A 15875-nucleotide genomic window follows, 5' to 3' on the forward strand; every position below is an offset into this window, starting at 1 on the left:
GTCCAATCAAGCATTGGAGCGACAGAGATTGTGCGATTGAGTTGTTGTGTCACGATTTACCTGATTACTTAGCTATTCAAAGGGCACGCATTTTAGCTGATTTTGCCATCCGGCACTATAGATGCTACCACCCCTTACTTTAGCCAGTGAACTTGAGTTAAAAACGGCGTTAAAAAAAGCCCCGACAAGTCAACTCATCGAGGCTTGTTATGTCTCTTTACTAATTAAAGCACTTTAGCGTCTGAGTCTAATTCCACAATGTTGTTAAATAGCGGTTTAAGACTCTCTAGCACCGTGGCTTTGTCGCCCACAACCACCGTAATCATTTCGTCTAATTGCAAATGTTTCTTGGCCAAGGCATTTAGCTCATCTTTTGACACGTCAGACAAAATAGCGTTTTGTTTATCCACAAAACTTTTGTCTAAGTCATAAGAAATAATCTCTGACAAAAAGCCAAGCTTTTGATAAGGCGTTTCATAAGCGCGAGCATCGCGCTGACCAATGGCATTTTTCATAAAACGTAGTTCGTCGTCGGTCATACCAGCATCAGCGAAGCCTGAAATCTCATTTCTGAACTGCACGATTGAGTCAGCCGTGGTATCAGAACGTACACCAGCTTGAGCGCGGTAAAAACCATGTTTATTGTCACCAAAAAAGAATGAACGCGCTCCGTAGGTGTAACCCTTATCTTCACGTAAATTAAGGTTTATACGACTGTTAAAAGCTCCACCTAGGTTATAGTTCATTAAATCGGCTAGGTAATATTCGCCCGTTGCGTCATATTGTAACGCCCTTTTACCAATACGAATTTCAGATTGAGCAGCTCCAGGCTTATCAACAAAATACAAGGTACCCCCGGCTAGTTCAGGAAACCCGTTTAAACTCGGTGCTGGCGAGCTATTGCCTTGCCATTGATCTAACCCTTTAAGTGAGGCTTTAACGTGAGACTCATCCAAATTACTCACCACAATCAATTCAGCAAGCGAAGGCCCATAATTGGCCTTATAAAATGCTTTTACATCCTCTAAGGTTAAAGAGGCCACCGTATCGATAGTGCCATTACTCGGGTAAGCAAAACTGTTGTTTGCACCAAACACCAACTGGTTAAACACTGCGGTGGCCGTAGCGCTCGCATTTTTCTTGGCATTTTTTAGCCCTTCAATTTGTTGCTTTTGGAGACGGGCAAAATCGTCCTGCTCAAATTTGGGAAAAGTTAGTTTTTCCAACGCAATCGCGAGGGTACTATCAAGATTCTTAGTTAAGGACCGCACACTCATCGTGGTGTGTTCGTCATTCACGCTAAAATCAACGCTAGAGCCTAACTTTTGCAGCTCATTGGATAGTGCCTCAGCGCTCGATTTCTGCGTCGCTTCTTCCATCATTGCAGCCGTTAGTGCAGCCAACCCTAACTTGTCGAGCGGCTCATGGGTCTGCCCAGCAGGAATTTTTAAACGAATGGTGGTAGTAGGTACTTCGTCATTCACTGCGCCAAGAATTGCAATGCCATTTTCGGTTTTGGCTTTATAAATGTCAGGTATTTTGATACTAGGATTTTTGCCAGAAGGCGGAATAACTGAACGGTCAAAATCAGACGTTCCAGGGCGCAACTGTAACGCACTCTCATCCGTTTTTTCAGGGATGGTGCGTGTATAACGCTGCCATGTATCTGGTTTTATAATGGCATCAACTTGTCCCTTAGGGACGATACTCATAATGACGGCATGTTTATTTTTGATGTATTTTTGATACACACGCATCACATCTTCTTTCGTTACTGTTTCGTAGCGGGCGATATCATCACCAATAGCGTTAGGATCGTCGCGGTAAGTTTGGTAAGCCGCTAATTGACTGACTTTGCCACTAACACTTTCTAAGCCATAGATCATGTCAGACACAATACCTGCTTTCACACGTATTAAATCGTCGTCATTGGCACCACCTCGAGTTTCAAATTCAGCTAGCGAGTCACGGGCAATTTGCTCAAGTTCTGCCAATGAATTGCCCGGTGTAGGCAAAGCTAACAAGGTAAATTGGCAGCTTAACTCACCACAGGAGTGACCGGCTTGTGCTTGCACCGCTTTGCCATTTTTAACCATATTTTTATACAACAGTGAGGTTTTACCTGAGCCTAAAATCGACATCAATACGTCAAGCGGGGCTTCATCAGCATGGTTCGCATGGACTGTTGGATATGTCATATACATAAGCGGCAAACCAACATTATCTTCCATGGAGATATAGCGGTCTTCCTTGAGCACAACTTCTGTGTATTCTGGTGCAGCGACTTCTGGCCCACGGGGGATGCCACCGAAATATTTTTTCACCCATGCTAGGGTTTGAGCTTCATTCAAATCACCACCGATGGTTAGTGTGGCGTTGTTTGGCCCATACCAACGTAAAAAAAACTTTTTTAAGTCGTTTAAATCAGCTCGGTTTAGGTCTTCAATATAGCCGATAGTAAGCCATGAATAAGGATGGCCTTCAGGAAATAAGGCTTCATTCACACGCTCACGTAATAATCCATAAGGGCGATTGTCGTAGTTTTGGCCTCGTTCATTTTTAACTGTTTCGCGCTGATTTTCGAACTTTTCTTCTGTCACTGCGTCAAGGAAAAAACCCATGCGATCGGCTTCAAGCCATAACATGCGTTCAAGCTGATTTGATGGCACCGTTTCATAATAATTAGTGCGGTCAGTATTAGTTGAACCGTTTAAGGTTCCGCCCGATTCCGTAATCAAACCAAAGTGTTGTTCATCTGCTACGTTCTCGGAGCCCTGAAACATCATATGTTCAAAAAAGTGAGCAAAACCTGATTTTCCAACTTCTTCACGAGCTGAGCCAACATGATAGGTAATGTCTACGTGCACTAGTGGGTCAGAATTATCAGGATGCAATATGACTGTTAAGCCATTGTCTAATTCGTATTTAGTGAAGGGGATAAGGATCTCATCGCCCTGTTTACTTACCGAGCTAATTTTTTTAAAGCCGTCAGGTAAGGCGCTGGCCTTTGATGAGATTGAACTCCCAACCTCGTCTGGTTTTTTGCTATCACAGGCGCTTAAGCTTAATAGTGCAGCCATTCCCGTGGCGATAATAAAGCGTTTTTTCATTTTTATTTTACCCTCTTTTGCTTTTTTAATTATACAGAACGAATCATGCAGGATTCTCGCGATGGAATAAACCCTAAGGTCCAAACACTGCAAATAGCGGCAGTGTTGGCGTAAATCATTATTGTCGCTGGAGTATTTGAGACTAGAAAAATGCTAGTTGGAAACCCAAACTAATACGTTGTTGGTGGTGATTATAGTCAATCAAAGAATCACCATAACCGTTAAAGTATTGCAACAACACGTTGTATCTATCGTTAATCGGGTAAGAGAGATTGAGCTCAATACTGCCCTTATTATCGTTGGTTTTGAGATTATTACGTAGTAAGGTCAGGACATCGATATTTGCTATTTTAGTTCCAAAACCTAACTCGACATGCCCCAAGAAATCCGTAATGTCAGGATTATCGTCACCATTTGTGTCCATTGGATTTTCTTTGGCATCTTCGGGTATGCGATACCACGCTTTTACATAATAAAACGCATTTTCATCACTAAATAGCGTTGAAACAAATAAGCGATTCCAGCTTCGTGAGCGCAAGCCACTTTGGCCATTACTTTGGTGGTTAAAACCAGCTTGTAGCTGATTAAACTCAAAGCCCAATAGCTTTATTTCTTTTTGCCATGAATAAAAAATTTCAGGTTCATAATTTGTTTCCCGAAAAGGCTTTGATACTTCACTGTTGTACACCTGCCAAAATGACATGGCGGTAAAACCAAAATATAAACCGGAAGAATCTTTATCATGCAGGTATAAAGGCAATTTCATGCTTATTTGGTACTTTGCTTCAAAAGAATCCAAATTTCCGTCATTGATGCCATCTGCAGAAATATCATTTGGTTGCCCCACCCAAGATACAGGCAGCAAATAATTAAGCCGATGTTGTGCGATAGAAAACGGATTGGCGACTGCGGCATTGTCTGCCTTACTTCGCACGTTTAAAATTGACTCACCCGCTTGAGTTTGTTGTGCCTCTGATTGCTCAATTTCTTGGGCATTAATTGAAGTGCAAGATAAAACCAGTATAAGTGTTTTCAAGCACCAAATAGCCCCTCGTTTGTACTTGATTACCATGTCTCTCACCCTTACTTGCGCCCTAATGTAATTTTTTGTCGTATTTTAGCAGTTAACGTCGAGGCCTTATACCCACAATACCGACTTATGGATTGATAAAATATCAAACTAATCAGCTATTTGATTGATTTTAACCAACGACTATTACACACTTATGTCGTCTTACCGCCCTCTTGTACTGAGCCTTACCTTGAACGATAAAACCATAAAATCTGGAGTGCTATTTGCGCTAGCAGCTTATGCGATGTGGGGTTTTGCACCTCTGTACTTTAAATTGCTGCAAGCTTTACCAGCGCAAGAAATTTTGATGCACAGAGTCATATGGTCAGTATTGGTATTGTGTATTTTAGTGATCTTTACAGGTAAATTTACGCAAGTAAAAATTGCAGCTAAAAATATCAAAGTGATGTCTATTTTGCTTTTATCGGGTTTATTACTCGCGGTTAATTGGCTGATTTTTATTTGGGCGATTAACAACGGGCACCTACTCGATGGCAGCTTAGGCTATTATATTAATCCCTTGCTCAATGTATTTTTAGGTCGGTTATTTCTGCAAGAACGCTTACGGCCGCTACAAAAAGCCGCGGTTGCGTTAGCCTTTATTGGGGTTTCCATTCTCGTCATTTCTTTTGGTCAAGTGCCTTGGATAGCTTTGTCTTTGGCTGCGACCTTTGGCATTTACGGTTTATTGCGCAAAAAAGTGGCGGTAGACTCATTGCCAGGCTTATTACTAGAAACAATGATGATGTTGCCCTTTGCGCTAATCTACTGGTATGGCTTTAGTAGTGAACTTAGCGACCTTACTAGCAACTCTTTATCCCTGAATGTTAGTTTAATCTGTGCAGGTATTGTTACTACGGCTCCATTGCTTTGTTTTACTGGTGCAGCACGAAGATTGCGTTACTCAACTCTTGGCTTTTTCCAATATCTAGGTCCGAGCATCATGTTTGTTATAGCTGTTTGGTGGTTTAACGAAGCTTTGGATATGGCGAAAATTACCACCTTTGCTTTTGTGTGGTTGGCATTAGCCATGTTTAGTTTTGACTCTTACCGTGCTTATCGCTCGAGCAAAAAGCAAGCCGCGATAAATGCAACTATTCCTGTACGATAATCGCCTTTATTGGTCGCTGACGATTTGGTTACGTCCTTGATTTTTAGCTTGGTATAAGTGTTTGTCTGCTTGGCGGATCATCCTACTGATGCCGCCTTGAGCCAAATGGGTCAAACCAATACTCACCGTGCAATTAAATTGTACTTTCTCAAACACAAACTTTTTGTCTGCCAATGCAACACGAAACGCTTCTAGCGCTTGATGCACATCTGCTTGCTCTTCGTTGATAAAATAGATGCAAAACTCTTCGCCGCCAAATCGGGCAGCGGTAAAGTTTGCAAAATGTTTGGCCACTAATTTTGCGATTTCTTTTAAACTATAATCGCCGCAATCATGGCCATAGGTATCATTGATCCGCTTAAAATAATCGATATCGAGGATCGCTAAACTTTGCTGTTTTGGCTTATGCTTTTGCAAGGTTTCGACTTTTTCGAAAAAGTAGCGGCGGTTTGGTAAGCCTGTTAAAAAGTCAGAATCCGCGGCACGCCTAATTAATTCAATGTTTTCAACATATTCTATATGTTGCATTACACGACTAAAAAATTCCTCATGGCAATAAGGTTTGAGCAGAAAATCGTTAGCACCGCTTTTAATGTATCGGGCCGATAAGCCGGACTTTTTCGGAGACGTCATACCAACAAACGCCAAGTCTTCTTTTTTAAATTCTCTTCGCACAGCACTGAGCAGTTCGATGCCAGTCACTCTTGGCAGCCCCTCATCGTCAACAATAAGGAGTTTTATACTATTGCAGTTTTGTAAGGTAGTGAAAGCCGATTCCGCATCGGCTGCTTCATAAGTCAAAAAGTTATGACGACGCAGTAAGCCAACCATAGAAGCCCGGCGTGCTCGTAGGGCGTCAACGACTAACACACCAACCTTTTTGTTTTTTTCTAATCGGGATAATAGGCGACTTAAATAATCAAAAACTTGTTCGTTCTCTTTGGTGATGTAATCAACAATGTCTTTTTGAAGAATGGTGTGTCTGGTTTCGTCGTCTAAATACCGCGCCACAACAATAGTGGGCAAATAAGACTGGATAGTAAAATCAATCGCTTGGCCTCTGGGCGCATCAGGTAGATCGTAATCGACGATGGCGCATAAAAACGACTCAGGGGCGGAAGATGAAAAAATGACTTTCGCTTCAATGAGATTACGGGCACAAACGGGGTTCAACTTTGCCTTTAAGATCAGCTCTCGCATCACATCCATGCTGTGAGAATTGTCTTCAATGATCAACACACTTTGAGGCATAACGACCTTGAGCCACCTAAATTATTAAGTAGCAATCTACCAGAAGCAGTGCCAAAGACAAAACGCTCTGCGCTTTCTTTTTATGATTGGTATCAGCAACACACTTAAGCTTGCGTCAGCTTTGCAAATGACATCACCAACCATTTACTTCCAAAGTCTTCGAAATTAATTTGAATGCGAGCATGTTCGCCAGCCCCTTCATAATTTAGCACAGTGCCTTCACCAAATTTAGGATGGGCAACACGCTGACCTAATTTAAACCCCGTAGATTCAAACGCGGTGTGGCCTGTAGTGGGGGTAAAGCGGTTTTGTACTGGCCTTGAAATCGTCGTTCTCAGACGTACTTCTTCAATATACTGACTGGGTATTTCCTTAATAAATCGTGAAGGTGTGTGGTACTTGTCTTGACCATAAAGTCGACGGTTTTCTGCATACGTTATATATAACTTCTGCATTGCTCGGGTCATACCCACATAACAAAGTCGCCGCTCTTCTTCGATTTTGCCTGGTTCTTCATTACTCATTTGGCTTGGAAACATACCTTCTTCTACACCAGCCAAAATCACCAGAGGGAACTCTAAGCCTTTAGCTGTGTGAATGGTCATCATTTGAACTGCATCTTGATGACTGTCTGCTTGCGTCTCACCTGACTCTAAAGTGGCATGGGCCAAAAATGCGGACAACGGCGTCATATTTTCAGCTTCTTCAGGCGCTGAAAACTGCTTACACGCTGTTACAAGTTCTTCTAAGTTTTCAATACGTGCTTGGGCTTTTTCACCCTTTTCAGCCTGGTACATGGCAAATAGACCAGAATGTTTAATCACGTGGTCAGCTTGTTGCTCTAAAGACAATTCCGCAATATCACTCGCTAATTGCTTGATTAACTTAACAAAACCATCGAGAGCATTTAAAGCCCTGCCACTTAGACGCTTTTCATTAATCAGTTGTATCGCCGAATCCCATAAAGATTGCTCGTTCTCTTTGGCCAAATCACGCACAGCAACTAGGGTTTTATCGCCCAAGCCTCGGGTCGGGGTGTTCACGATCCGTTCAAATGCTGCATCGTCAATCTGCTGGTTAATGATCCTTAAATAAGCTAATGCATCACGAATTTCTTGGCGCTCGAAAAACCGTAAGCCACCGTAAATACGATAGGCGATAGACTCTTGCAACAAGGCTTCTTCTAATACTCGAGACTGAGCGTTATTACGATACAAAATGGCACAATCAGACAGTGCATGCCCTTTATCCCGCCAATCTTTTATGCGAGAAACATTAAAACGAGCTTCGTCGAGTTCATTAAAACCTGCATATAAGGAGATCAACTCCCCTTCAACGTCTTCTGTCCATAACTCTTTGCCCAAGCGCCCTTCATTATTACTGATGACCGCATTGGCTGCGTTTAGGATATTACCAGTCGAGCGATAATTTTGTTCAAGACGAATGGTGGTGGCACCACCAAAATCCCTAAGAAAATGCTGAATATTTTGTACGTTTGCCCCGCGCCAACCGTAAATAGACTGGTCATCGTCGCCCACAATAATCATATTGTTGGTCGGGCAGGCTAATAAACGCAACCAAGCATATTGGATATTATTGGTATCTTGAAACTCATCAACCAGAATAGTGCGGAAACGTTGCTGATAATGTTTCAGAACTGCAGGATTGTGTAACCATAATTCATGGGCGCGCAGCAATAATTCGGCAAAATCAACAAGGCCTGCTCGATCACACGTTTGTTGATATACCTGATATATCTCACGCATTTTTTGTTGACTTGCATCACCATGCGTTTCTATGTGTTCTGGCCGCAAGCCTTCATCTTTATTGCCATTGATATACCACTGAACGTGTTTAGGAGCCCAATGCTTTTCATCGAGGTTGAGACTTTTTAATACTCGCCTAACTAAACGATATTGATCATCTGAGTCTAAAATTTGGAAATTTTCTGGTAATTTTGCATCTGCATAATGGGCACGCAATAAACGGTGGGCAATACCATGGAATGTTCCTATCCACATATTCCGCAGAGCCGACCCTTGTAACTGCTCCACTCGACCGCGCATCTCGCGGGCAGCCTTATTGGTAAAAGTAACAGCAAGTATACTATGGGGTGCAATACCTTCGACGTCCATCAACCACGCCATACGATGAACCAGTACTCTGGTTTTACCACTACCCGCCCCCGCTAAAATTAGCATATCAGATGCTGGAGCGGCCACCGCTTGGCGTTGCTTATCGTTTAGTTGATCTAAGAGTCGAGATACATCCATTACAATTTACTTGTCTATATTTTTTTCGCAGTATACCAGTATTACTGTATTTAAATACACTACTACAGTTTTGCTAAAAGGAATTAATACAAGAATGGGATAACTTGTTATTCTGATTGAAGGAAAAAGATGCTGTTACCGCTCATTAACAGTCGCAAGTGTTAAGAGCTCATGCAAACTATTAAGTTGTAGATCAGGAAGTAAGAATAAAGATTCTTTTTTTAAACACATTGCTCGGTCATGGGCATACCAAGCACTTTGAAATCCAGCTTTAATCGCGCCATATACATCATTGTGTAAGTTATCACCTACATGTAAAATCTGCTCAGGAGCCAGATTTAACGCTTCTTTACAAGCATCAAACATCGCCCTATGAGGTTTCATTGGCTGTTCGAGGTTCGCCTTGAAAACATGACAAAAGTAAGGTTCTAAACCTATTTGCTGCAAGTTAACGTTGCCGTTGGTAATCGCAACCAGTGGATAGCGAGTGGCTAGGGCTTTTAATAAAGAATGAATATTTTCTTCTACCGTAAAATTACTGCGATGGAAGTAAAAACGATGGAAGCTATATTCAATAGCGCTGTGCAATTCTGCATTTGAAAAGCCCACTGATTGAAAAACCAAATCAAGTACTTGCTTACGTAACTCTCCCATGTCGTTTTTAAGATTCGGGTTGCTCCCCAGTGCAGCCTGACGAAACGCAAGCCAATGACTTTTCTCAATAGCCATTGTAGCGGGATAGGCTTGCTTGAGATCAGCTAAAAATGCTGCTTCAGCCACAGGCATATGCACGTTGTTGTCATACAGGGTGTCGTCTAAATCAAAGGTAATGGCTTGGAAAGGTTTAAGCTTTTTGTAGAATTTCATTTTTAATCATCTGTTTTAATTTATGACTCAAAGCGCATATTAGGCACCTAAATTCAGTAAACTAACCAACAGACTTAGTATTAATATTTTAATAATTTGGGAATTAATATACTGAGAAACTGCTGTAACTGGGTGATCAATAGGGTATCCATATCAGGATTAAAATGGCTAGCGTCCTTACTACTCACAGCCAGCATACCTAATTCGCCTAGATCACCAAGTAGCAACAAGGCAACTGAGTTTGCTTCTTGATCAGAAAACAATAGTTTTCGTTCATGTTCGCTTAACCGTCCAAAAAAGAACTTATCACGACGAAAACGTTTTTCGATGAATAAACGACGTTGGATCTCAGGAAAAGCATTAGCACCAACAAAAGGTTTAATCACTACCGATTCTAACTTTAAACGCTCTTGCATAATTTCTTCAAGTATAAGTTCAAGCTCTTCCATGCTTTCTGCCGCTAACAAACGCAAGTTTAGATCGGCATAGACGCGGTAAATTTGTTCATTTTGTCGCGCGATTGAAATCAATTGATTGAGTTTATAATTCAATAATCTCACTTTTTTACGCAGTTGTTCACTTTGTAATTCGACTAACGATACACTTCCTTTCAAAGTGTGGGGAATAGTTAAGTCTTCTAAAAGATGGGCATGTTTGATAAAAAAATCCGGATGGGAAAGTAAATAGTCAGCGATTTCTGTATCACTCAAAGCATTGTTGTCAAAGCCTTGGCCGATTTCTAACTCACTTTTTTGCTGTCCCATCACATCACTCATAAGTTTATTATTCCATCAAAAATATGTTCTGCTGCACCGGTCATTTTTAATACCGCATCTTTTCCAGGCCACTTGATTCGCAGACTTCCGCCTGGTAGGTCAACTCTCACATCTTTACTGAGACGATTTTGCAATTGACCTACTGCAACAGCAGCACAAGCACCACTTCCGCATGCTAAGGTTTCACCAGAACCGCGTTCGAATACCCGTAGTTTAACGTGACTTGGATTTATTATCTGCATAAATCCGACATTAACGCCTTCAGGGAAACGCTCATGTTTTTCAAGCAGGGGGCCAAAAGTCTCAACGTCAGCCTGCTGGACATCATCAACTAACAAGACACAATGTGGGTTCCCCATTGAAACCGCCCCACAGAAGAAGGTGTGGTCGTCAGCACGAATAATATAGGTTTTTTCTTGTTTATTTGCTTTCAAAGGAATGTGCACGGGGTCAAAATTAGGCACGCCCATGTTTACCGTAACCATCCCATCTTTTTCAAGATACAATACCATTTTACCCGCTTTGGTGCTGACGGTTATCTTATTACGATTGGTAAGACCTTTCATTTTGACAAAACGGGCGAAACACCGAGCGCCGTTACCACATTGCGAGACTTCAGAGCCATCGGCATTAAAAATGCGATAATGAAAATCTTGCTCTGGATCATAAGGAGGCTCTACTAGCAATAATTGATCAAAGCCAATGCCGAAATTCCGATCAGCCAACTGCTGAATCTTCTCCTTTGAGAAAAATACGTTCTGAGTGACATTATCAATAACAACAAAGTCGTTACCTAAACCGTGCATTTTTGAAAATTGAATTTGCATTATTACTACTTAGCTAATTTCGAACTCTAAGCCCATCGTTTCAGAACTTAGATAACATGTACAATTTATATCACTTCGCTGAATAACTGACTATGTCTTTAATCAGTTAGAGAGAAAAAATCCGGCATTTACGTAGGAGTAAATACCGGATTTTGAGGATTTTTATCCTAAAATATGCTCGCCAGCAAATAATTGCTCGATGCTTTCTCGCTCTCTGACAATATGACTTTGTACGCCATCCACCATTACCTCAGCGGCCCGGCAACGACTGTTATAGTTTGAGGCCATCACAAAGCCATATGCACCTGCACTTCTCACCGCTAAATAGTCACCTGCGGTGATAGCGAGTTCACGCTCTTTACCTAAAAAATCACTGGTTTCGCAGACTGGACCCACAACGTCATAAATTGCAGCAGGTTTAGTATTGTCGATAGCCAAAGGAATAATGTCCTGCCAAGCAGAGTATAGAGCAGGCCGTATCAAATCGTTCATCGCAGCATCAACAATGGCAAAGTTTTTTTCAGCACCTTGCTTGATAAATTCGACCTTGGTTAATAAAACACCTGCATTGGCGACAATGGCCCGCCCCGGTTCAAAGATCAATTGTAAAGATTCACGGCCTTGCATGCGCTGAGCAATCGCTTGCGCGTACTGATCAGGATGAGGCGGTTTTTCGCCTTTGTAGGTTACGCCCAGTCCACCACCAATATCTAAATGGGCGATTTCAATACCCAGTGCGGCAAGCTCATCGATGAGACTTAACATAATGTCCAACGCATCAACGAAGGGGGTTAAATCCGTCAACTGAGAACCGATGTGGCAGTCCATACCGACTATGTGCAAATTATCCAAAGAAGCAGCATATTGATACACTGCAATGGCTTGCTGACGCTCAACACCAAACTTATTGTCTTTGAGACCGGTAGAAATGTAGGGATGGGTTTTAGCATCAACATCCGGATTTACCCGCAAAGAAATAGGCGCCACCTTACCTAAGGATGCAGCAACCTGATTGATTCGGTCTAGCTCCGGTAAAGACTCGACATTAAAACATTTAATATTATGGGTAAGCGCGAGCGCGATTTCTGTTTCTGTTTTGCCTACCCCAGAAAATACGACTTTAGCAGGGTCGCCCCCAGCCTTTAAAACTCGAGTTAATTCACCGCCAGAGACAATATCAAAGCCTGAGCCTAACTTAGCCATGACATTTAATACTGCCAAATTAGAATTCGCTTTTACCGCGTAACACACTAAATGTGGATGGTCGCCTGCGGCCTTATCAAACGCTAACCAATGGCGTTCGATCGTTGCCTTAGAATAGACATAACAGGGTGTACCAAATTTTTGGGCAATGTCACTAAGCAAAGCATCTTCGGCGAAAAGTTGTTGACCTTTATAACTAAAATGATCCATCTCAACGGGGTTCCTGTTGGTTAGGTGACGGTAGGGTTTCACTCTTGTTGCTCGTTGGCTCTTCGGGTAAATACAAAGGGCCTTTTTGGCCACACGCACTAAGACCAACCAAGCCAATAAGCAGTAAAATAAATAACTTAGGATTTTTTAACATCAATATCAAAACAGTAAAAACAGAGTATGACTAATGATGTCATTTGCCAGACAAAAAACAAAGCGCCTTAATGCGATAAGTTAGTTATTTGATATAGATAAACCCGTTGATATTCATTTCGCTGACTGTTGCAATCCATACATATCTGAAAACAAACCAAAAGGCTTGAACGATTGAAAATATTAATGAGGTATTCATCAAGAACGCCCTTGCACAGCTTAAATCCCGAATTAAATTAAAACCGTTTAGAGGATAAAACTTAAGCGATTTACTATTTATTTTATAGCATTGCTAAGTAGGCGCAGTATACTGGATACCGATGTTGCCACCTGAAGGAATTAAAATGGAATACAATACATCTGCGTTGTGTGATTTATTTGCTGACAGTGTAGACGTGGTTGAACCCATGTTCGTTAGCTTTGGTGGCCGCCCGTCATACGGTGGCATAGTGACAACAATTAAGTGTTTTGAAGACAACGGCCTCGTGTTAAAAGCCATTACTCAGCCCGGCGTAGGCAAAGTCTTACTTATTGATGGTGGTGGTTCAATGCGCCGCGCACTCATAGATGCCAGTGCGGCTCAACTCGCTTATGAAAATGGTTGGGAAGGCATCGTGTGCTACGGTAGTGTTCGTGAAGTAGACGAGTTAGAAGAAATTAATATTGGTATTCATGCCATCGCGTCTATTCCAGTGGGTGCCGATGACCAAGAAATTGGCGAAGTCGATATTGCCGTCAATTTTGGTGGTGTTACTTTTCTACCCGAAGATCATATTTACGCCGACCGTACAGGCATAATTTTATCGCCTGAACCTTTGGATCTTGAATAGCTGCTTTATAATTTTCGATTCAAATAAAAACGCCGCTTAATAAGCGGCGTTTTTTTGTATGTATTTAAATGAAGTATTGTTTATTTCGCTACCAATACCGACACTTTGTCGATACCTGCTTTTTTCACTTCGTTGATAACTTCAGTCACCATACCGTGTTTCGCTTTTGGATGAGCTTGAACGGCAGCAGAATCTTGGTTGTTTTCAGCCAAGAAACTTTGAATGTTTGCTTCAACGCGTCGAATGTCTACTTCACGACCATTAACAACAATCGTACCGTCTTCGTTTACACGAATAGATAATGATTTAACATTAGTTGGAGGTGGTGGAGTATTAGTATCTTTCGGGCGGTTTATTTCCAAACCTGTTTCTTTAACAAACGAAGTGGTTACGATAAAGAAGATAAGCATGATGAACACGATGTCCAACATGGGCGTCATATCAATTGCTGCTTCGTCGTCAGAGGAGCCGTGTTTTTTTCTTTTCATCGGTATTAATCGCCAATAAGTTGAATATGAATCTGCCTAGTATAAAGACAGTTTTGCCTGAGAGCATCTATTAATTCGTTATGAATTAATCCAATGCTCAAAAATAAAGTCGTGTTTATTTGCTTATAGCCTGCCCCAAATGACAAAAATAATCCAGTAGCTTATGCGAAATAGTTTGTCTTAATTGATCTTGAGGATAAATTCCAAGCTTTGCTTCAGGACTTTGTTTGGTTCCTTGTACCAAAAACGCATTTTTAATTCGATGGTCCTGTATGGCGGCTTCAAACGCTCGAGCTACTAACTCTTGCGGTTGAGCATAGTAAAAACAATTCAGATGTTGGTCAGCGAGCACACTGCGATTGACAAACTCATTAGGGGCGCGTTCGTCGGTAGTTAAAAAAATACTTGCGTAACACTGTGAAAGTTTGGTGTTTAATGCATGGGCACGCATGTCGCGGTCACCAAGCCAAACGGCCGAGGCGAACTCATTGGGACGACTAGTCAAAAACAATTTATCACAGATATAGTGGTCAAAGGCATGCATCCATTCATGTGCAAGTGATCCACCTCCGGCATTTTTTGCTAAAGCCAGAATACGTGTATTGGACTCATAATGAGCACTGCTGTGTTTTCGCCCGCCTCTACCAAATGCCAGCGATAAGGTACCGTTTAAAGATATGACCTGTTCAGGCACCGCTAAAATATCCATTAAGTCGCATAGAGCATCAAAAAATAAGTTGGCAGCGGTTTGTTGTTCTTGCTTGTTAACCCAACTACCAATTGTGATAGTACGAAAGCCAAACATTTTTCTAATATCTTGAAAACTAACATCCGCCCCATCTCGATGAGAGGCTCCGTTACGATAATAAGGTTGCTGTAGCCGAGAGCTAGGATAAGCCGCCACGAAAAGTTAGATTTCCGCTAACTCGGCAACAAGTTGCTGGCACCATTGATCTATTCTGCTATCGCTTAGTTCATATTGATTTTCGTCATCTAGGCACAAACCAACAAAATATTCATCGTCAGCAATCAAAGCTTTTGATTCGTTAAATTCGTAGCCTTCATTAAACCAATAACCAATAAACTGACAACCCAGTATGGCCAGCTCATCATGCAACAGCCCTAAGGCATCTTGAAACCAGTCGGCGTAGCCAAGTTGATCCCCTAAGCCAAAAAGTGCGACGGTTTTATCTTGTAGATTAAGCTCTGCGATGTCATCCCAACTCGATTCCCAGTCTTCCTGTAACTCACCAAAATCCCATGTCGAGATACCAAAAATCAAAGTCGTAAATTGCTCTGCTTGTTTTAAAGCAACATCTTTTATGTTGAACAGTTGTATGTGCCTTGGGGCGAGTAAATCATTTAACTTAGCCTGAATTTTCTCGGCTGCCATTTCCGTGTAACAGGTGCTAGAGCCGTAAAATAAACCGATGTCATTAGTCGCTGTTGTCATTCAATAAGATACTTAATTTTAAAATTAAAGGAGCTAAACGCTGCAAGAGCATGATCTTATCACTGCCCTTGGATATGACCAACTTATCCACTTCCTTTAAACTATTGGGAAAGCCACCATCACGGTGAGAAAAAGAATAATGAGTCTTTCAGTACGCTGCTCTTCGTCAACTTGATCAAAGACGGTAAATTGAAAAGCCAGTCCTACACCTTCAACATCCTTTGATGTTTGCCCCAACAATTTTTATATAG

General features: G+C 41.7%; 14 protein-coding genes. 2 read left to right on the forward strand and 12 right to left on the reverse strand.

The genetic code is table 11. The features are described 5' to 3' along the window. Positions 1-224 precede the first annotated feature (224 nt). Both NWQ57_RS13665 and NWQ57_RS13670 read right to left on the reverse strand, forming a co-directional pair. Positions 225-3110, reverse strand: coding sequence for a pitrilysin family protein (locus NWQ57_RS13665; RefSeq protein ID WP_306022712.1), 2886 nt, complete (start codon positions 3108-3110; stop codon positions 225-227). A 142-nt stretch (positions 3111-3252) separates the two neighbouring features. Next, positions 3253-4146, reverse strand: coding sequence for a phospholipase A (locus NWQ57_RS13670; RefSeq protein WP_306022713.1), 894 nt, complete (start codon positions 4144-4146; stop codon positions 3253-3255). Between the two features lie 226 nt (positions 4147-4372). On the opposite strand from NWQ57_RS13670, the gene rarD reads away from it, so the two are divergent. Beyond that, a complete protein-coding gene (gene rarD / locus NWQ57_RS13675) occupies positions 4373-5293 on the forward strand; it encodes an EamA family transporter RarD (RefSeq protein WP_306022747.1) in 921 nt (306 codons plus the stop codon). 6 nt (positions 5294-5299) lie between these two features. On the opposite strand, the gene NWQ57_RS13680 is transcribed toward rarD, so the two are convergent. The 7 genes from NWQ57_RS13680 to NWQ57_RS13710 all read right to left on the reverse strand — a co-directional run bounded on the left by NWQ57_RS13680 (position 5300) and on the right by NWQ57_RS13710 (position 12854). Next, positions 5300-6544: a diguanylate cyclase gene (locus NWQ57_RS13680; RefSeq protein WP_306022714.1), complete on the reverse strand. Its 1245-nt coding sequence runs from the start codon at positions 6542-6544 to the stop codon at positions 5300-5302. Positions 6545-6648: 104 nt separating this feature from the next. Continuing rightward, positions 6649-8817 carry a DNA helicase II gene (uvrD, locus tag NWQ57_RS13685; RefSeq protein ID WP_306022715.1) on the reverse strand — a complete coding sequence of 723 codons (2169 nt, stop codon included), beginning with the start codon at positions 8815-8817 and terminating at the stop codon, positions 6649-6651. Positions 8818-8952: 135 nt separating this feature from the next. Next, positions 8953-9684 (reverse strand): HAD-IA family hydrolase, encoded by a 732-nt coding sequence (locus NWQ57_RS13690; RefSeq protein WP_306022716.1) that lies wholly within the window; start codon positions 9682-9684, stop codon positions 8953-8955. An 80-nt stretch (positions 9685-9764) separates the two neighbouring features. Next, positions 9765-10460: a DUF484 family protein gene (locus NWQ57_RS13695; RefSeq protein WP_306022717.1), complete on the reverse strand. Its 696-nt coding sequence runs from the start codon at positions 10458-10460 to the stop codon at positions 9765-9767. Continuing rightward, positions 10457-11287: a diaminopimelate epimerase gene (dapF, locus tag NWQ57_RS13700; RefSeq protein ID WP_306022718.1), complete on the reverse strand. Its 831-nt coding sequence runs from the start codon at positions 11285-11287 to the stop codon at positions 10457-10459. Before dapF ends, NWQ57_RS13695 begins: the two co-directional genes overlap by 4 nt. 162 nt (positions 11288-11449) lie before the next feature. Continuing rightward, complete coding sequence (gene lysA / locus NWQ57_RS13705; RefSeq protein ID WP_306022719.1) at positions 11450-12700, reverse strand: diaminopimelate decarboxylase; 1251 nt, start codon at positions 12698-12700, stop codon at positions 11450-11452. Between the two features lies 1 nt (position 12701). Beyond that, positions 12702-12854 carry a lipoprotein gene (locus NWQ57_RS13710; RefSeq protein ID WP_306022720.1) on the reverse strand — a complete coding sequence of 51 codons (153 nt, stop codon included), beginning with the start codon at positions 12852-12854 and terminating at the stop codon, positions 12702-12704. Positions 12855-13197: 343 nt separating this feature from the next. Here NWQ57_RS13710 and rraA point away from each other — a divergent pair, with 343 nt between their 5' ends. After that, positions 13198-13683 carry a ribonuclease E activity regulator RraA gene (gene rraA / locus NWQ57_RS13715; protein ID WP_306022721.1) on the forward strand — a complete coding sequence of 162 codons (486 nt, stop codon included), beginning with the start codon at positions 13198-13200 and terminating at the stop codon, positions 13681-13683. Between the two features lie 80 nt (positions 13684-13763). Here the strand turns inward: rraA and NWQ57_RS13720 are convergent, their stop codons facing one another. The 3 genes from NWQ57_RS13720 to fldB form a co-directional block, all read right to left on the reverse strand. Then, positions 13764-14171, reverse strand: coding sequence for a biopolymer transporter ExbD (locus tag NWQ57_RS13720; protein WP_306022722.1), 408 nt, complete (start codon positions 14169-14171; stop codon positions 13764-13766). A 115-nt stretch (positions 14172-14286) separates the two neighbouring features. Next, complete coding sequence (locus tag NWQ57_RS13725; protein WP_306022723.1) at positions 14287-15075, reverse strand: CLCA_X family protein; 789 nt, start codon at positions 15073-15075, stop codon at positions 14287-14289. Positions 15076-15081: 6 nt separating this feature from the next. Continuing rightward, complete coding sequence (gene fldB, locus NWQ57_RS13730; RefSeq protein WP_306022724.1) at positions 15082-15624, reverse strand: flavodoxin FldB; 543 nt, start codon at positions 15622-15624, stop codon at positions 15082-15084. Positions 15625-15875: the final 251 nt, after the last annotated feature.

This window comes from Paraglaciecola sp. (assembly GCF_030730205.1).
Lineage (GTDB): Bacteria > Pseudomonadota > Gammaproteobacteria > Enterobacterales > Alteromonadaceae > Paraglaciecola.